The sequence below is a fragment of the Halomarina ordinaria genome (assembly GCF_030553305.1).
In the GTDB taxonomy this organism is placed as follows: domain Archaea; phylum Halobacteriota; class Halobacteria; order Halobacteriales; family Haloarculaceae; genus Halomarina; species Halomarina ordinaria.
Genome location: NZ_JARRAH010000001.1, coordinates 978674 through 996064, shown reverse-complemented (window position 1 = coordinate 996064; position 17391 = coordinate 978674). Strand labels below are relative to the sequence as shown.

The following is a 17391-nucleotide window of genomic DNA, read 5'->3' as shown; positions in this document are numbered from 1 at the left end:
CGGGGGAGACCGCTCCTCGCGTCAGTCGTGGACCAGCACGTCCAGTACGACGGGCCCCTCCGTCGAGAGCGCCTCCTCGAAGGCCGCCTCGATGTCGTCGCGCTCCTCGACGAGGACGCCCGTCGCGCCGTGGCTCTCGGCGTTCTTCGGGATGTCCACCGGCGGCTCGAAGTCCATGCCGACGTAGTCGTGGTCCGCGTCGTCGCCGCCGAAGATGGCGTTCGTGTTGTCCTTCAGGATGCGGTAGTTGCGGTTGTCCGGGACGACGACGGTGAGGTCGACGTCGTGGCGGGCGGCCGAGTAGAGCGTGTGGGGATAGTAGAGGTACGACCCGTCGCCGACGTAGCCGACGACCCGGCGGTCGGAGCCGGCCTCCCGCTCGGCGATGGCGGCGCCCACAGAGGCGGGGAGACCGTAGCCGAGGCCGCCACCCTTGTTCGAGAGCAACCCCTCGGCCTGCATCGGCCACCGCAGGAGGAGTGGGTACTTCGCGGTGATGCCCTCGTCGACGACGAACGCGTCCGGCGCGACGGACTTCAGCGCGTCGACGAGTTCCGCCTTCGACGCCCGCGGGTCGTCCGGGTCGGCGTCCCCTCGGCCGATCTTGTCCATCGTCCCCGCGAGCGACTCCTTGACCTGCCGGACCTGCTCGACGCGCTCCTCGCGGGTCGCCTCGTCGACGCGTTCGCCGACCCGGTCGGCGAGGTCCGCGAGGACGGCGCCGGGGTCGCCGATGACGGCGGCGTCGGCCGGGTGGTGCTTCGCGAGGTCGCGGGCGTTCGTCCCGACGTGGACGCACGTCGCGCTCTCGGGGACCAGCGGGTCCTCGTGGCGCAGGAGCGTCGTGTTGGTCGAACAGCCGACGAACGCGAGCGTGTCGCTGTTCATCAGCATGGAGGCGAACCCCTCCTGGGGCGGGATGTGGGACACCCACTGCTCGTGGTCGGTCGGGAAGTTCACCTCGCAGGCGAGCATCTCGCCGTGGACGCGCGCGCCGCACGCCTCGGCGAGGTCGACCGCCGCCGCCACCGCCTCGTGGCCGGAGCGGGCGACCTCGTCGCCGAGGACGAACACGGGTGCCTCGGCGTCGGCCAGCAGGTCGGCCGCCTCGGCTATCTGCGCCGCGTCGCCACGGCCGCCGGTCGGAATCGGCCCGAGCGGTTCGGGGTCGAGGTCCGTCTCCGCGAGCATCACGTCCATCGGGAGGCCGAGGAAGACGGGCCCGGTCGGCGGCGTCAGCGCGATGCGGAACGCCCGCCGGAGCAGCCCCGGCAGGGCGCGCACGTCCGTCACCTCGGCGTCGAACTTCGTGAACTGTTTCACCATCTCCCGGAGCTCCCCCGACAGCAGGGGTTCCTCGTGGCGGAAGTCGAGTTCGTGGTTGCCCGCGGTGACGACGATGGGGGCGCCGACCCACCGGGCGGCGTAGACGTTGCCGAGGCCGTGGGCCAGACCGGGGGTGATGTGGAGGTTGACGACGCCCGCCGGGAGGACGTCCTCGTCGTGGTGGGAGTGATAGCGCCTGGTCTGGGCGTAGCCCGAGGCCATCCCCACGGCGACGTCCTCGTGGAGGCCCAGGATGTACTCGAGGTCGCTCCCCGACAGCGCCTCCAGCACCGGGAGTTCGGTGGTGCCGGGGTTGCCGAAGACGTGCGTGACGCCGTAGGATTCGAGCGTGTCGACGAACAGGTCCGCGCCGGTGTAGCCGTCTGTGTCTGTCATTGACTGTGGTGGTCGCGTGGCGGTGATAAAGCTGTGCGCGGGAGGGGGGTCAGCGCTCGCGCGTCGACGTCGCCACCGCGGGCAGGCGACCCTGCTGGGCCAACCCGAGGGCGAGGACGACGAGCAGCGCGCACCCGGCCTGGACCATCAGCATCGGGGCGTAGAGCGCACCGACCGCGAGCGCGAGGTAGGCGAGTCGCGGCGCGCCCCCGAGGGTGTTCGCGCCGTCGTAGCCGATGGTGGCTGCGACGAGCGCGACGACGCCGATGGCGACGACGGCCGCGTGTATCGGCGTCGCGGGGAACGACCAGATGATGAGGCTCTCGTTCGTGACGAACGCGAAGGGGATGAAGAACCCCGCCGCGCCGAGGCGCATCGCCTGCTTCCCCGTCCGGAGGAAGTCCGCGTCGGCGATGCGCGCGCCGACGGCCACCGCCACCGCCACGGGCGGGGTGATGGCCGACAGCATCGCGAAGTAGAACACGAACAGGTGGGCGACGAGTTCCGGGACGCCCACCTCGATGATGCCCGGCGCGACGAGGATGACGACGAGGATGTACGCCGCGGGCGTCGGCATCCCCAGCCCGAAGACGATGCTGAGCACCATCGCCATCAGCAGGACGGCGACGAACACCCCGCCGGCCAGCCCGACCATCCGGAAGCTCACCTTGTTCGCCAACCCCGTCTGGGTGAGCATCTCGATGATGATACCCATCGCCGCGAGCACGCCCACCAGCGGCGCCATGTCGAGCGCGCCGTCGCGCAACCCGGCGACCGTGTCCACCAGCGTCCCCCAGAGCGTCCCGAGGCTCGCGCCCTCGACCGCGAGGTCGCGGACGAAGACCGTCGGTACCATCACCAGCGTCGTGTAGAGCCCGGCGCTCAGCGGCGTCAACCGGTAGTAGACGAGCGTCACCACCAGTACAGCCAGCGGGACCGCGAAGTGGACGCCCTTCAGGAGGACCCGCGGGTCGAACGACCCCGTCCGCTCGGTGGTCCAGCCGTACCGGAGGACGGCGAACTGGACGGCGACGCCGACGCTGAAGTAGAACAGTATCGCGGGTATCAGCGCCGCCTGCAGCACGTCGACGTAGCTGATGCCGAGCAGGTCGGCCATCAGGAACGCCGCGACGCCCATCACGGGCGGCATCATCTGGCCGCCCGAGGAGGCGACGCTCTCGATGGCGGCCGCGAAGTCGTCGCGGACGCCCTGGCGCTGCATCATCGGGATGGTGAAACTCCCCGTCGTCGCGGTGTTGGCCGCCGCGCTCCCCGTGATGGAGCCCATCGCCATGCTGGAGACGACGGCCATCTGGACGACGCCGGTCTTGAGTCTGGAGCCGGCCTCCTCGCCCACGTCGAGGACGTAATCGAGCGCGCCGTACGCCTGCGCGAGGCCGGCGAACATGATGAAGACGGCCACCCAGGTCGTCCCGACGCCGAGGATGAACCCGTAGGTGCCGGACAGCCCGATGGCCCCGTACCGGGCGACGTCGGTCAGGTCCATGCCGGTGTGGCCGAGAAAGCCCGGGAGCCAGGGGCCGACCAGCGCGTAGGCGATGGCGGCGAGCACCACCGATGTGATGGCCCATCCGTAGGCGCGCCGGGTGGCGTCGACGACGAGCGCGACGATGACCAGCCCCACGAGGTGGTCCATCTGGGTGTACCCCACGACGACGGCGTCCTCCAGCAGGCGGTCGAAGTTCGTCTCGACGTACGCCGCCGCGAGCAGGGTGACGACGGCCGAGACGAGCGTCAGCAGCCAGTCGAAGCGCCCGACGCTCCGCAGCCCCGAGAGGGCGCTCCCCTCGGGCGTCGGGTCGCGTTCGCGGTAGGCCGTCACGTCCTCGGTCCCGTACAGGTGTTTCTGGGTCTCGTAGAGGTAGAACAGCGCGAGGCCGACGCCGAGGAAGACGTTCGAGTGGCGCGTCCTGACGAGCGTCTGGAACCGCGCGTGGTACAGGGTGTAGACCGTGAGGCCGACGCCGAGGAGGCCGATGAGCAGCCACAGGGCCAACTCGCCGGCGCTCCGGCCCTCCACGACGCCGCGGAACGTCGCCCGTACGCGCGCCATCCCGCCGGCGTGGGCCGTCTCACTCATCGCCGCGTTCGTACTCGTCGCTCCAGACCCCTTGCTCCTCGTAGAAGTCAGCGGCGGCGGGGTGGAACGGCATCTCGTAGGGGTTCGCGAGGAACTGTTCGCCCTCGGCGAGCGGCGCCATCAGCTGGTTGCGCTCCTGGAGCGCCTCGCGGTTCCCGTAGACGGTCTCCAGGTAGGTGTAGATGGTGTCGTAGTCGGCGTCGTTGCGGACGACGAAGTTGTACGACAGCGCGGGCGTCCGGAGGGGCTCGGGGAGATAGGCGTACCCGTCGAGCTCCCCCGTCTCGATCTCGCTGATGACGATGGCCGGGTCGTCCTCCAGTTCGCCGATGACCTCGTCCGGGAAGTCGAGCACCCGGAGGTCGGTCGTGGACTTCATCTCCTGGAGCCAGCTCGGCTCGACGGAGAAGTTGACGAACGTCCCCGCCCCGACGTCGAGGCGCCCCTCGTTCATCGCGCTGCCCTGACTCCCGTAGTCCGTACTGACGCGCTCGTAGTCCTCGGTGACGTAACTCAGCGCCTGTTCGAGCATCTCCGCCGTCCCCGAGCCCCGGGGAGTGGGCGAGACGCGGCTGCCGGACTCGATGTCGGCGACGGTCTCCCAGCCCTCGTTGGGCGTACAGAGGAACCAGCCGAGGTCGTAGAGGTGGTGGACCTGGTTCGGGGTGAACGAGATGTCGCCGAACGGGTCCTCGCCCTCCATCACCTTGTTCGCCGTCCAGTTCTGGATGTAGACGATGTCGGCCTCGTTGCGGTCGAGCGCCCCGATGTTCGCGTTGGTCCCCTCGCTCGGGCGGGCGTCGACGCTCACCTCGTCGGCGTTCTCCGACACCACCGCGCTGATTCCCTGACTCATCGCGTAGGCGGACGTCGTCTCCGTCGACGTGAGCATGACCAGGTCACCGGACGCGCCGGACCCACCCGACCCGTTCTGCGTGCTGTTCCCGCCGCCACTGCCGCCGTCCCCCTCCAGACACCCGGCGAGCGTCAGGGCCCCCCCTGCGCCGAGTGTCGTCTTGAGAAACGTCCGCCGTGAGCTCCGTTCACGTGAAGCAACCATACTCCAAAGGCTAACAGTTTATCCTTATAATTCTTCGTATATCTCACATCGTTCGGGAGGGAATTGGTATCAGTTACCAGCTGTAGGAGAAATTGTATAATATCAGAAGACTGTCTTCTGGATTCCTCAGTTCGGCGCCAGCGCGTCGATGGTCGCCGTCACGTCCTCGCTGTCGGCCCCCCGCGGGAACGAGACGGAGACGGCGTCGACGCCGGGGACGGCCTCGAAGCGCGCGATGGCCTCGCGGGCCTCCTCGGGCGTGCCGGCGACCGCCAGCGCGTCGAGCAGGTCGTCGTCGATGGCGTCCATCGCGGCCTCGCGGTCGCCCGCCTGCCAGGCGTCGTACACGTCGTTCGCGGTCTCCTCGTGGCCCTGTCGGGCGAGCGAGTCGCGGTAGAACGTCCCCATCCCGCCGACGTAGAACGCCGTGTGCTGGCGGACCAGTTCGCGCGCCCGTTCGCTGTCCGCCAGCGCGCAGCAGGTCAGCGAGAGGGTCACCCGGACGTCATCGGGGTCGCGCTCCCCGAGGTCGACGCCGCGGTGGAGGTCTGCGAGGCGCTCCTCGAGTCCCTCCTCCGTGAACAGGAGGGCGTGCCAGCCGTCGGCGAAGCGCCCCGCCAGTTCGACCGCCTTCGGCCCCATCCCCGCCACCTCCACCGGTGGGACGGGGTCGGGCGGCGCACAGCGCAGGCGGAAGCCCGAGAGGTCGAAGTACTCGCCCTCGTACTCGACTTCCTCGCCGGTGAGCACCTGCTTGACGACGTCGACCGTCTCTCGCGTCCGCTTGAGCGGGTTGCCGTACTCCACGCCGTGCCAGTTCTCGATGACGATGGGGCCGCTCGGCCCGAGGCCGAGGCGGAACCGTCCGTCCGAGACCTCCTGGAGGGTAGCGGCGGTCTGGCCGACGAGCGCGGGCGAGCGCGAGTAGATGGGCATGATGCTCGTCCCGAGGTCGACGGTCTCGGTGTGCTCGGCGATGCTCGTCAGCGTGACGGCGGCGTTTCGTCCCCACGTCTCGGGGAGCCACACGGCGTCGTAGCCCAGTTCCTCGGATCGTCTGGCCTGCTCGACGAACGTCCCCACGCTCGACTGCGCCGAGACGGGCAGGAAGGTGTCGCGGTCGGTCATAGTTCGGGGGTCTCCTCGATTCGCGGGACGCCCCGCGCGACGATAGTCTCACCGACGACGTACGAGGAGGCCTCGCTGGCGAGGAACTGCGCGAGGTCGGCTATCTCCTCGCTCAGTCCCATCCGGCGGTTCACCTCCTCGCGGTCGACGTCGTCGGCCGTGACGCCCATCTGGCTGGCGACGCCCGGCGTGGCGACGAAGCCCGGGGCGATGCAGTTGACGCGGATACCGTCCTCGGCCCACTCGGTCGCGAGCGTCGTCGTCAGGTTCACGACGCCGGCCTTCGCCGCGCCGTAGTGGCTCATGTACGGCGAGCCGTCGGTCCCGGCGACGCTGGCGAGGTTGACGATAGTCCCCCCGCCGTGCTCGCGCATGTACGCGCCGGCCACCTGCGAGCAGTGGTAGGTGCCGTGGAGGTTGATGTCGACGATGGTCTTCCAGCCGTTCTCGCTGATGTCGCCGAAGCCGGCCATGAACGACGCGCCCGCGTTGTTCACGAGCACGTCGAGCGCGCCGAACTCGTCGACGGTCGCCGCCACCAGCGCCTCGACCGCCTCGCGCTCGCGCACGTCGCACTCGACGGCCAGCGCGTCGCCCGTCGCCCCGGACTCGCTGATGCCGTCGGCCACCTCGTCGACCGACTCCTGGGAGCGCGAGGAGACGACGACGTCCGCGCCGTCCTCGGCGAACCGCTCGGCGATGGCCCGTCCGATGCCCTGGGAGGACCCGGTGACGACGACGGTCTTCCCCGCCACGCTGAACTGGTCCGTGCTCATCGGCTCTCACCCTGGCTCTGGATTACCATTGTTCGCGATACCAACCGTGCGGGATAACATTAGTGCGGCGGTTGCACTGCTCACTTTCCAGTTCACCAGTCGAGTCGCCGCGAACGCCGACGGAAACACCACCCTTATCGCTCGCCGTCCGGTCTTCCCGGTGATGACCGACCGCCGGAGCGAGGCCCTTTCCGCCGTCCACCGCGTCGAGTTCGCCGTCGACTGGCCGCCGGGACACGTCGCCAGCTACCTCGTCGACTGCGAGGAACCCACCCTGGTCGACGCCGGGATGCCCGGCCCCGACGGCGAGGACGTCCTCCGCGAGTCGCTCGCGGCCGTCGACTGCGACCTCGCCGATGTCGACCACCTCGTGCTCACCCACCCGCACGTCGACCACATCGGGCAGGTGGGGGCCGTCCTCGACGGCGCGGACCCGACCGTCTACGCCCCCGCCGGGGTCCGCGAGCGCTTCGACCGGGACACCGAGGACCTCGAAGCGACCGTCCGCGAGAACGCGACGGCCGCGGGTCTCACCGGCGACGAACTGGAGCGAGCCGTCTCGATGGCCGTCGAGTCGCTGGAGCGCAACCGCACGCTCCTGCCCCCCGACGCGGTCGACGTCTGGTTCGAGGACGGCGACCGCCTCGAGATAGGGGGGACGCCCGTCGACGTCGTCCACACGCCCGGCCACCAGGCAGACCACTGCTGTCTCCGCGTCGACCTCGGCGACCCGGCGCTCGTCTCCGGCGACATGGGTATCGAGCCGTTCCGCCCCGTCGCCATCCACGCCGGCCTCGACGACGGGGTCGCCGAGGCCATCGGGGCGTTCTACGGCGCGCTCGACACGCTCTCGACGCTCGAATCCGAGGTCGAGCGCGTCTACCCCGGCCACGGCCCCGTCCACGCCGACCTCGCGGGGGCCGTCGCCCGCGACCGGTCCTCCCTCGACCGGATGCTCGACCGCACCGAGTCGCAGGTCGCCTCGGGGATGGAGACGGCCGTCGAGGTGGCCGAGGCCCGCGCCGGCGACCGCGACATCGCCTACATCATCGCGGAGGTGGTGGGCGCGCTGCACCACCTCGAACGCGAGGGGCGCGTGGCCGCGTCCGTCGTGGACGGCGTCCGCCGCTACCGATAAGCCTCAGTAGCCCCCGCCCTCCCTTCGAGTATGGCTGACTACGACGGCGTCTTCTTCGACATCGGGGGCGTCCTGCTCGACCTCCCGTCGGTCCGGACGGGCTACGTCACCTTCCTCGAACGCTTCGCCGCCGAACAGGGCATCGACGACACCGACCGCCTCGTCGCCGACTGGCGCGACGCCCTCGGGTCGTACTTCTCCGGGCGCGAGGGGACGACCTACCGGACCGCCCGCCCCGGCTACCAGCGGGCGCTCGACGAGGCCGTCGGCCGCGAGGTGCCCGAGGAGGAGTGGTTCCCGCTGTTCGCGGCGACGACCCTCGAGAGCGTCCAGCCAGCCGACGGGGCGGAGGAGGTGGTCTCGACGCTCGCGGAGACGGGCCACTACCTCGGCGTCATCAGCGACATCGACACCTGGGAGGCCGAACGCATCCTCGGGAAGTTCGGCGTCCTCCGACACGTCGACCACGTGACGACCAGCGAGGAGGTCGGCCGGACGAAACCCGACCCCGCGATGTTCGAGACGGCGCTCGGGAAGGCACCCGACGCGCTCGCACCCACCCGGTCGCTCTACGTCGGCGACCGCTACGACCACGACATGCGCGGCGGGAGTCGGGCGGGGTTCGTGACGGTCGCCCACGGGGGGAGCGCCGCCGAGCGCGCCGCGACCGACCCCGACGACGCCGTCGACCACGTCGTCGCCGACCTGCGCGGCCTCCTCGACCTCGCCGGCGCGCGGCGCTGACCGCGGGGTAAGTATATCACGAACGTTGCCATCGTTTCGGACGCAATGGACTTCGGACTGGACGACAGGACCGCCCTCGTGACCGGGGGCGGCGGGCGCATCGGGAGCGAGGACTGCCGCGTACTGGCCGCGGAGGGCGCCGAGGTGGTCGCCCTCGACGTGAACCTGGACGCGGCCGAGGCCGTCGTCGACGACGTGGAGAGCGCCGGCGGGACGGCCCACGCCGTCGCCTGCGACCTGACCGACCGCGAGGACGTCCGCGACACCGTCGCCGCTCTGGAGGAGGAGACCGGCGGCATCGACATCCTCGTCAACAACGCGGCGATGGTCGACGCCCGCTCGCAGGTGAAGGACTACGACGACGAGGTGTGGGACCGCGACGTCGCCATCAACCTCACCGGGGCGTACAACGTCACCCGCGAGGTGTTCCCCCACATGCTGGACCGCGAGTGGGGTCGCGTCGTGAACATGTCCTCGATGGCGGGGTGGCAGGGTGGGTTCGGTCAGGTGTCGTACGCCGCGACGAAGGCGGCGCTCATCGGCTTCGGCAAGACGCTCGCGCTCGAGGGCGCGCGCAAGGGCGTCACGAGCAACGTCATCGCGCCGAACATCGTCGTCGACGAGTTCGCCGACATGTCCATCGAGGAGCTGGAGGCGTTCGACTCCTACTTCGCGCGCATCGCGAAGGCGACGCCGATGCGCTCGCTCGGGCGCGAGGCGGACGTGGCGAACCTCGTCGCCTACCTCTGTTCCGAGCAGGCGGGCTACGTCACCGGGCAGGTCGTCGGCGTCACCGGCGGCATCGACCTCTTCAGTTTCTGAGCTAGTCGTCGGCGGCCGTCTCCTGCTTCGGGCGGTCGTAGACGGCCTCGACGCGGTCGGCGTACCGCGCGCGGATGTTGCGTCGCTTGAGCTTCAGCGACGGGGTGAGCAGGTCGTTCTCCGGCGTCCACTCCTCGGGGACGAGTTCGAACTGCTTGATTCGCTCCGCCTTCCCCAGCCCCTCGTTGACCCGTTCGATGGCCTCGCCGACGTAGGCGCGGACGCGCTCGTCGTCGCAGAGCGCCTCGCGGTCGGCGGGCAGGTCGACCCCCTCGCGCTCGGCCCACGAGCGGACCGCCTCGACGTTCGGGACGACCAGCGCGCCGACGAACTTCCGGTCGTCGCCGAGGAGCATCACCTGCTCGACGCGCTCGACGGTGGCGAACCGGTCCTCGATGGGACCGGGCGCGACGTTCTTGCCCGTCGAGAGGACGATGAGCTGTTTCAGGCGGTCGAGGAAGACGAGGTAGTCGTCGTCGGTGCGCTCGACGATGTCGCCCGTCCGGAAGAAGCCGTCCTCCGTGAACGCCGCCTCGGTCTCCTCCGGGCGGTTCCAGTAGCCGTCGGTCACGTTCGGTCCACGGACGAGCAACTCGCCCACCTCGCCGCCGGCGACGGTCTGGGCGCGCTGCTCCTCGGGGACGGCCTCCCCGTCGATGCGGACCTCGATGTCGGTGAGCGCCGGGCCGAGCGTCCCCGCCCGGATGTCCTCCGGCGGGTTGCAGGAGACGACGGGTGCCGTCTCGGTGAGGCCGTACCCCTCACAGACGGTCAGCCCCATGCCGATGAACAGGCGTGCGAGGTCCTTCGAGAGGCTCCCTCCCCCGCTGATGAACAGTTCGATCTCGCCGCCGAGGTTCTCGCGGACGGTGCTGTAGACGAGGCGGTCGGCGAGCGCGTGCTGTGCGCGCAGCGCGAGGCCGGGGTCGTCGGTCTGCGCTCGCTGCCGGGCGACGCCGACGGCCCACTCGAAGATACGGGCCTTGGCGTCGGACTCGCTCGCCTGTTCGCGCATCCCCCTGAAGATGCGCTCGTAGATGCGCGGGACGCTCGTCGCGCCCGTCGGTTTCACGAGCGCGATGTCGTCGGCGACGGTGTCGGTGCTCTCGGCGTAGGCGACACACGTCCCGCTGGCGAACGGGACGAAGTGCCCCGCCGTGCGCTCGAAGACGTGCGCGAGCGGGAGGAACGACAGCGTCGTCGAGTCGCTGTCGATGGTCGGCACCTCCGGCGGGCGGTCCGGGCGCGGGCCGAAGCGCCGGCGGACCTGGTTGACGTTCGCGCGGAAGTTGCCGTGCGTGAGCTGGACGCCCTTCGGTTCCCCCGTGGTCCCCGAGGTGTAGATGAGGCTGGCGAGGTCGTCGAGGTCGCGCGCGTCGAGCCAGGAGCGGTAGGCCTCCTCGTCGAAGGCCTCGCGGCCGCGCTCGTGGACCTCGCCGAGCGTGTGGACGTCCTCGCGGTCGTCGTACCCCTCGACCTCGTCCAGCACGACGACGAACGAGAGGTCGAGGTCGTCCTCCACCTCGAGCAGGTCGGCGTTCTCGACGACGACGCCCGACGCGCCCGGGTCCGAGAGGAGGTAGCGCACCTGCTCGGGCGTCGACTCGACGTACACCGTCGTGACGACGCCCCCGGCGGCGAGCAGCGCGAAGTCGCTCTGGGCCCACTCCATGCGGGTGTTCGCGAGGATACCGACGCGGTCGCCGGTCTCGACGCCGAGGTCCCGAAAGCCCGCCGCGAGGTGACGGACGACGTCGCGCATCTCCCGGTAGGTGAGCGTCGCGTAGTCGCCCGCCGGAGCCGCCTCCACGACACCGCTCGCGACCAGCGAGCGCTCGTAGACGCCGCCCTTGTAGCGCTGGGCCGGCCGGTTCGCGTTCCGCCTCGCGCTCGCCTCGAAGAGGTTCGGGATGGTGTCGTCACCGATGACCTCGTCCTCGTAGCGCGCCTCCGCCGCCGCTCGGTCGTCGCTCATCTCCCCACCTCGTCGCGGTCGTTCTGGTCGGTCATTGACGGCCTCTTACACGTTCATCCGTTATCATTCCACGTGAACTGCTCGCCGCGGACGACCGGTTGTTCGCGCGTCCACTCCTGCGACGGCCTCACGCCTCCCGGCACAGCACGCCCGCGAGAGGAGCCTCAGGCCTGCGGGCGCTGGCGGCGCTTCTCGACGACGCGCCGCGTGGCCGGCATCGCGAGGAACGTGAGGAGCGCGTCGAGTTCGGTTCGCCTGACCCTCCCATGGTGCCCAGCGAACGAGTGCTGCACGCCCGATTCGTCGAGGAACGGGATGGCCTCGACGAGGTCCGCGTGCTCCTCGATGGCCTCGGCGACGACGTCGGTCGAGCGGACGGGTTCGGCGTGGTCCGGCCACGGTCCGTCCGTCGTGCGGGACGCTGGCGGGTCGAGTACGTTTCGGTCCTCGAGCACCGCCGCCGCCAGGGTACCGAGGTACTGGCGCGGGAACGACGCCGAGAGGGGGACCTGCCGTTCGGCGTCCGGCACTGCCGCCAACCGCGGGTCGAGTCGCTCCAGCGTCCCCCCGACGAGGTTCCGTCGGAGGCGGACCCGCGTCGGCACCGTCAGGTGGAGGTCGACGACCCGCGTGTCCAGGAACGGGTCGTGGTGGGGGAGCACCTGGTCGAGCGCCTGCTGGCAGAAGGCGCGGGCGTTCGCGTGCGGGTAGTACGACCCGAACCGGACGAGCGCGTCGAGGGAGTCGTACTCGACGCCGTAGGAGCGAACCCCGTCGCGGGTCGGGGTGAGGTTCTCCCGGAGGAGGTTCGTGCCGTCGCTCGCGCCGGCGAAGTACGGCGGGACGGGCCGTCGGTTCTCCGCGACGTACTCCTCGACGGTGTCGGGGACGTCCGCGAACGGGAGCGGGAGCGTCCCGAGCGGACCGAGCCGACACGAGCGCGAGGGGAGGTGGCGGCCGGAGAACAGCAGGTCGAACGTGTGACCGCTGACGAGCGTGTCGACGTCCTCTCTGAGCCGTTCGGCGAACCCCATCGCGCGTCCCTCGTGGAACGTCCCGACGAGGTTCGTGAGCCGAGCGGGTCCCGCGAGCAGGTCGAGGGAGTACTCCCGGTCGGGTGCGAGCCGTTCGAAGGGGACGTCGGCGGTCCGTGCGATTCGCCCCGCGGTGCGTGCCTCGCGGTTCGTCCGGCCGTCGAGGTGGTACGTCGTCGGGTCGCGCTCCATCGCGGCGAGGACGAGTCGCGAACCGCCGCCCCCGCTCTGGAAGAGGCCGTACTCGCCGGGGTGGGCCGTGCGCTCGTCGACCGCCCGCGACAGCACCGTGGCGAGGCGGCGCGTGAAGTACGACACCGGGCGGTCGACCGGCCGGTACGTCGGCGTCCAGTAGGACCGCTGTCCCACCTCCAACCCGTCGAGGTCGACCGTCAGCACCGCCCCCGGTGCCATCCGCTCCACACCGGCGAACGGCGTGCGGGTCCCCGGTGTCGTCTGATAGGTGAAGTACGTCCCGAGGGCGTTCTCGTCGAACCCGGGGGTCCAGTCGGGGTGGGTCGTGAGGCTCTGGACCGCCGTCGAGACGAGCACCGTCTCGCCGGCCCGGGCGTAGTGGAGCGGCATCGTCCCGAAGCGGTCCGTCGCGAACGTCACACGATCGGCCGCGTCGTCGACGACGGCGAGCGCGAACCGGCCGTTGAGCCAGCGGACGAAGTCGAGGCCGTAGCACTCGTAGAGCGCCGCGCAGTACGCCGAGAGCGACTCCGTCTCGCAATCCGCGCGCGGAACGTAGCCGTGGGGGTGGTCGAGGCCGGCGACGTCGCCCCACGCGAGGACGGTCCCGTGCGCCGTCCGAACCGGTCTCCCCCCGGTGGCGGGCGTGTGGGTGACGCTCGCGACCCCGACGTCGCCGTCCAGTACTCGGGCGGTCGACTCGGACCCGAACAGTTCGAGGCGCTCGGCGAGTTCGTCGACGAACCCGGCGTCGGCACCGAGACTCGCACAGACTCCAACCATACGCGCGACTACCTCACAGGGCGCTATAACTATACGACGAGTAAACAAAACCGGAACGGTACAGTCAGAAACGGGAAACAATCAGCCGCTTTCGAACGACGTTCGGTCGTACCGCCCGGTCAGTCGCCGCACACGAACTGTCACTCCGGGCGAACGCTCCAGACGCATCGGGTGAGGGTCACGCGGGGAGTCCGGTTTACCCGCCGGATAAGTCGCCCCCGTCGCGCCGCCCCTCCGCCCGCGGTACAATCACGGGGGGAGGCAAGTCGTCGAGACGGACCAATGCGGTGCTGTCAGGACGGTCCCCGTCGCCGACCTGAAAGCCGGTGTTAACGTCCGACCGACGAACGCGTTCGTGCCGGCGTCCCTCTCGAACCGGTGACTGACAGCACCTCGCACACTTATTACGCCCGCCCGCACAGCCCGGGGCATGGTCGACCGTCCCTCCGAGCCGTACGGACAGGACCGCCAGCGAGACGTCTACGCGACGGGGATGCTCGCTGACCAGCCGCCCGAGTACCCGGTCCGGTACGAACGACTGCGCGAGGCCGCCCTGGAGGCGATGAGCGACGAGGCGGCCGCCTACGTCGGCGGCGGCGCGGGCGGCGAGCGGACGATGGACGCTAACCGACGGTCGTTCGCGGACTGGCGGCTCCTCCCTCGACTCCTCCGGGACGTCTCGGAACGCGACCTCCACGTCGACCTCCTCGGCCGGACGCTGGACGTGCCGTTCGCGCTCGCGCCGGTCGGCATCCAGACCATCGTCCACGAGGAGGGGGAACTGGCGACGGCCCGCGCCGCCCACGAGACGGACGTCCCGATGTGTCTGAGTTCGGTCGCCTCACAGCCGATGGAGGCCGTCGCGGAGGAACTGGGCGAGACGCCGAAGTGGTTCCAACTCTACTGGTCGTCGGAACCCGCCATCATGGAGAGCTTCGTCGGGCGCGCCGAGGACGCGGGGTTCGACGCCGTCGTCCTCACCGTCGACGTCCCCATCCTCGGGTGGCGCGAGCGCGACATCGAGCGGGGCTACCTCCCCATGCTCGCCGGCGAGGGGATGGCGAACTACTTCTCCGACCCCGCCTTCCGCGCGCTGCTCGACGTCGACCCCGAGGAGAACCCCGAACTGGCGACCCAGCGGTTCCTCGACGTGTTCGGCAACCCGGCGCTCGACTGGACCGACCTGGAGGACCTCTGCGCGATGACGGACCTCCCGGTGGTGGTGAAGGGACTGCTCCACCCCGACGACGCGGAGCGAGCCGTCGAGTGCGGCGTCGACGCCGTCGCCGTCTCGAACCACGGCGGCCGACAGGTCGACACCGCCGTCGGCGCGCTCGAAGCACTGCCGGGCATCGTCGAGCAGGTCATGGGCCGCGTCCCCGTCACCGTCGACGGCGGGGTGCGCCGCGGCGCGGACGTGGTCACGGCCCTGGCGCTCGGTGCGGACGCGGTGATGGTCGGCCGGCCCTACGTCTACGGCCTCGCGCTCGGCGGACAGTCCGGCGTCGAGGCGGTGCTCGAGAACCTGCGCGCCGACCTCGACCTCACGCTGGCCAACGTCGGGCGACCGAGCGTCGCCGAGGTCGACGAGTCGCTGGTCGTCCGCGCCGACCGTCTATAGCCGGTCGGGGGCGAGTTCCTCCAGCGTGCGCTCGGCGAGGTGGCCGGCACTGTTCGGGACGGTGACCATCGGCCGGTCGACGGCGTCGAGGGCCACCACCTCGCGCAACTGTTCCCGCGCCGTCTCGGGCGTCCCGGCGACGCCGAGTGCGCGCACCATCTCGTCGGTGACCGCGTCGGCGGCCGCCTCCCGGTCGCCCGACCGCCAGTGGGAGGCGACCCGCTCCCCCCCCTCGGGGAACCGTTCGGCGACGGCCCGTTCGTACCCCTTCCCGTTGCCGACGTAGTACGCGAGGTGTTTCCTGACCATCCGCTTCGCCTCCGCCTCGTCGTCGCTGACGCACGCCGGCAGGTACGGCGCGACGGTGATGTCGTCGGGGTCCCGCCCCGCCTCCTCGGCGTGGTCGGCGATGTAGTCGAAGGCGTCGGAGAGGTCGCGGAAGGGGACGTTGTGGGGGATCCAGCCGTCGCAGAGGCGGGCGACGACCCGGCGGTTCGCCTCGCCGAGCGCCGCGTGGTAGACGGGGACGTCCACGCCGAGGGCGGGGAAGTCGGCGGCGTGGAACGTCTCGCCGTCGTACTCGACGCGCCCCTCGCCGGTGAGGAACTCCTTCGTGAGTTCGATGCACTCGTGGGCGTGGCGGATGGGGTTCGGGTCCTCCCACGTCTGGCCGTGGAGGTCCTCGACGGCCTTCTGCGTGCTCGTGCCGACACCGAGGGTGAACCGGCCGTCGGAGACGCGGTCGAGCGTCGCCGCCGTCATGGCGAGCACCGCCGGGGTGCGCGAGTAGACGTTGAGGATGGCCGTCCCCAGTTCGATGCGGTCGGTGCGGGCGGCCACGTCGGCCAGCCTGACGACGGAGCTCTCGTGCCAGAGTTCGGCCACCCACGCCGACTCGTAGCCCAGTTCCTCCGCGCGGACCGCGAACCCGGTCGGGTCGTCGACGAACGGCGGGACGAGGATGCCGTGTTGCATGCGCCCACCCACCGCGGCCTACGGTATAAATCCCGCTCAGCGAATCGCGCCAGCATCGCGCAGGGCCGCGAGTCGCTCCGCCGAGAGGCCGGCCTCGGACAGCACCTCGTCGGTGTGTTCGCCGTGGCCCGGCACCCACTCCCCGCTCCCGGGGCGGTCGACGACGGCGGGGAAGCCCAGTCGGGGCGACCCGTCGCCGCGCTCGACCATCCCGCGCTCGACGAACTGCGGGTGCTCGACGGCCTCGCCGGGGGTGTAGACGCCGTCGACGGTGCCGTCGACGTCGCGGAACGCCTCGACCCACTCCTCGCGCGTCCGCGTCAGGAAGGTGTCCGCGAGCGCCTCGCGCAGCGCCGCCAGTTCCGCCTCGTCCTCGGTGCCGTGGAGCGAGCGGAGGTCCTCGCGTTCGACCGCCTCGCAGAACGCCGCCCAGAACGGCGGTTCGAGCGCGGCGAAGGTGACGTAGTTCCCGTCCTTCGCCTCGTAGACGTCGTACCACGGGTACGCGCCGGTCAACGGCGTCTCCCGGGGACGGGGGTCGTCGCCCGCCAGTGCCTGCGGTGCGAGCGCCTGCGAGAACGACAGCACCACGTCGGTCATCCCCACGTCGACGTACGTCCCCTCGCCGGTGTGCTCGCGCGCGAGAAGCGCGCTCGCGATGGCGAAGGCGGCGAACAGGCCGCCCGCGAGGTCCGCGACCTGATAGCCGGGCATCACCGGCGGGGCGTGCGTCTCCGGGCGGGTCATGTCGAGGAGGCCCGCCCGCCCGACGTAGTTGAGGTCGTGGCCGGCGCGCTGGGCCTCCGGCCCCGTCTGCCCGTAGCCGGTGAGCGAACAGTAGACGACCTCGGGGTTGTGCTCGCGCACGGTCTCGTAGTCCGCGCCGAGGCGCTCGGCGACGCCCGGGCGGAACTGCTCGAAGACCACGTCGGCCTCCTCGACCAGCGCGGCGAGCGCCTCGCGGCCCCCCTCGCTCTTGAGGTCGAGACCGACGCTCCGCTTGCCCCTGTTGACGGCGTCGAAGACGGCACCGACCCCCTCGTCGGTCCGTGGTGGCATGTGTCGCGCGTAGTCGCCCGTCCCCGCGTCCTCGACTTTCACCACGTCGGCGCCCAGGTCGGCGAACAGCTGGGTCGCGTACGGGCCGGGGAGCAGTCGGGTCAGGTCGAGGACGCGGATACCACGGAGGTCCATACGACGGCGACTGCCCCCTGTGACTTAACGTTCGGGCAGGGGGCGAGGGATGAGGGGGGTGACGGGCGACGCTCGGGACCGGGGGGAACGACTATACTGTTGGTGTGCAATCACAACCCACGC

At 70.7% G+C, this 17391-nt stretch carries 13 protein-coding genes; 4 read left to right on the top strand and 9 right to left on the bottom strand.

The window, feature by feature from the left end:
* Positions 1–21: 21 nt before the first annotated feature.
* The 5 genes from P1Y20_RS05410 to P1Y20_RS05390 all read right to left on the bottom strand — a co-directional run bounded on the left by P1Y20_RS05410 (position 22) and on the right by P1Y20_RS05390 (position 6787).
* Positions 22–1722, bottom strand: a complete 1701-nt coding sequence (locus P1Y20_RS05410; protein ID WP_304447638.1) for a thiamine pyrophosphate-binding protein — start codon at positions 1720–1722, stop codon at positions 22–24.
* 49 nt (positions 1723–1771) lie between these two features.
* Complete coding sequence (locus P1Y20_RS05405) at positions 1772–3823, bottom strand: TRAP transporter permease (protein ID WP_304447637.1); 2052 nt, start codon at positions 3821–3823, stop codon at positions 1772–1774.
* Positions 3816–4883: a substrate-binding domain-containing protein gene (locus P1Y20_RS05400; protein WP_304447636.1), complete on the bottom strand. Its 1068-nt coding sequence runs from the start codon at positions 4881–4883 to the stop codon at positions 3816–3818. Before P1Y20_RS05400 ends, P1Y20_RS05405 begins: the two co-directional genes overlap by 8 nt.
* Before the next feature lie 126 nt (positions 4884–5009).
* Positions 5010–6011: a TIGR04024 family LLM class F420-dependent oxidoreductase gene (locus tag P1Y20_RS05395; protein WP_304447635.1), complete on the bottom strand. Its 1002-nt coding sequence runs from the start codon at positions 6009–6011 to the stop codon at positions 5010–5012.
* On the bottom strand, positions 6008–6787 hold the full coding sequence (locus tag P1Y20_RS05390) for an SDR family NAD(P)-dependent oxidoreductase (RefSeq protein WP_304447634.1): 780 nt from the start codon (positions 6785–6787) through the stop codon (positions 6008–6010). The genes P1Y20_RS05395 and P1Y20_RS05390 overlap by 4 nt, the downstream gene beginning before the upstream one ends.
* Positions 6788–6950: 163 nt before the next feature.
* Between P1Y20_RS05390 and P1Y20_RS05385 the strand changes: the two genes are divergently transcribed.
* Genes P1Y20_RS05385 through P1Y20_RS05375 form a run of 3 tightly spaced genes read left to right on the top strand, consistent with a single transcriptional unit; the run spans position 6951 to position 9491 of the window.
* Entirely contained in the window at positions 6951–7925 is a 975-nt protein-coding gene (locus P1Y20_RS05385; protein ID WP_304447633.1) for an MBL fold metallo-hydrolase, read from the top strand.
* Between the two features lie 30 nt (positions 7926–7955).
* Positions 7956–8669, top strand: coding sequence for an HAD family hydrolase (locus tag P1Y20_RS05380; protein ID WP_304447632.1), 714 nt, complete (start codon positions 7956–7958; stop codon positions 8667–8669).
* Positions 8670–8714: 45 nt separating this feature from the next.
* Complete coding sequence (locus P1Y20_RS05375; protein WP_304447631.1) at positions 8715–9491, top strand: SDR family NAD(P)-dependent oxidoreductase; 777 nt, start codon at positions 8715–8717, stop codon at positions 9489–9491.
* A 1-nt stretch (position 9492) separates the two neighbouring features.
* On the opposite strand, the gene P1Y20_RS05370 is transcribed toward P1Y20_RS05375, so the two are convergent.
* Both P1Y20_RS05370 and P1Y20_RS05365 read right to left on the bottom strand, forming a co-directional pair.
* Positions 9493–11466, bottom strand: a complete 1974-nt coding sequence (locus P1Y20_RS05370) for an AMP-dependent synthetase/ligase (protein ID WP_304447630.1) — start codon at positions 11464–11466, stop codon at positions 9493–9495.
* Positions 11467–11630: 164 nt separating this feature from the next.
* Positions 11631–13478: an asparagine synthase-related protein gene (locus tag P1Y20_RS05365; protein ID WP_304447629.1), complete on the bottom strand. Its 1848-nt coding sequence runs from the start codon at positions 13476–13478 to the stop codon at positions 11631–11633.
* Positions 13479–13908: 430 nt separating this feature from the next.
* Between P1Y20_RS05365 and P1Y20_RS05360 the strand changes: the two genes are divergently transcribed.
* Entirely contained in the window at positions 13909–15099 is a 1191-nt protein-coding gene (locus P1Y20_RS05360; RefSeq protein ID WP_304447628.1) for an alpha-hydroxy-acid oxidizing protein, read from the top strand.
* On the opposite strand, the gene P1Y20_RS05355 is transcribed toward P1Y20_RS05360, so the two are convergent.
* Together P1Y20_RS05355 and P1Y20_RS05350 are read right to left on the bottom strand one after the other, a co-directional pair.
* The gene (locus tag P1Y20_RS05355) at positions 15094–16074 is read right to left on the bottom strand and encodes an LLM class flavin-dependent oxidoreductase (RefSeq protein ID WP_304447627.1); all 981 of its coding nucleotides are present in this window, start codon (positions 16072–16074) and stop codon (positions 15094–15096) included. The two genes, P1Y20_RS05360 and P1Y20_RS05355, sit on opposite strands and share 6 nt — an antisense overlap.
* Before the next feature lie 36 nt (positions 16075–16110).
* On the bottom strand, positions 16111–17268 hold the full coding sequence (locus P1Y20_RS05350) for a CaiB/BaiF CoA transferase family protein (protein WP_304447626.1): 1158 nt from the start codon (positions 17266–17268) through the stop codon (positions 16111–16113).
* Between the last annotated feature and the right edge of the window lie 123 nt (positions 17269–17391).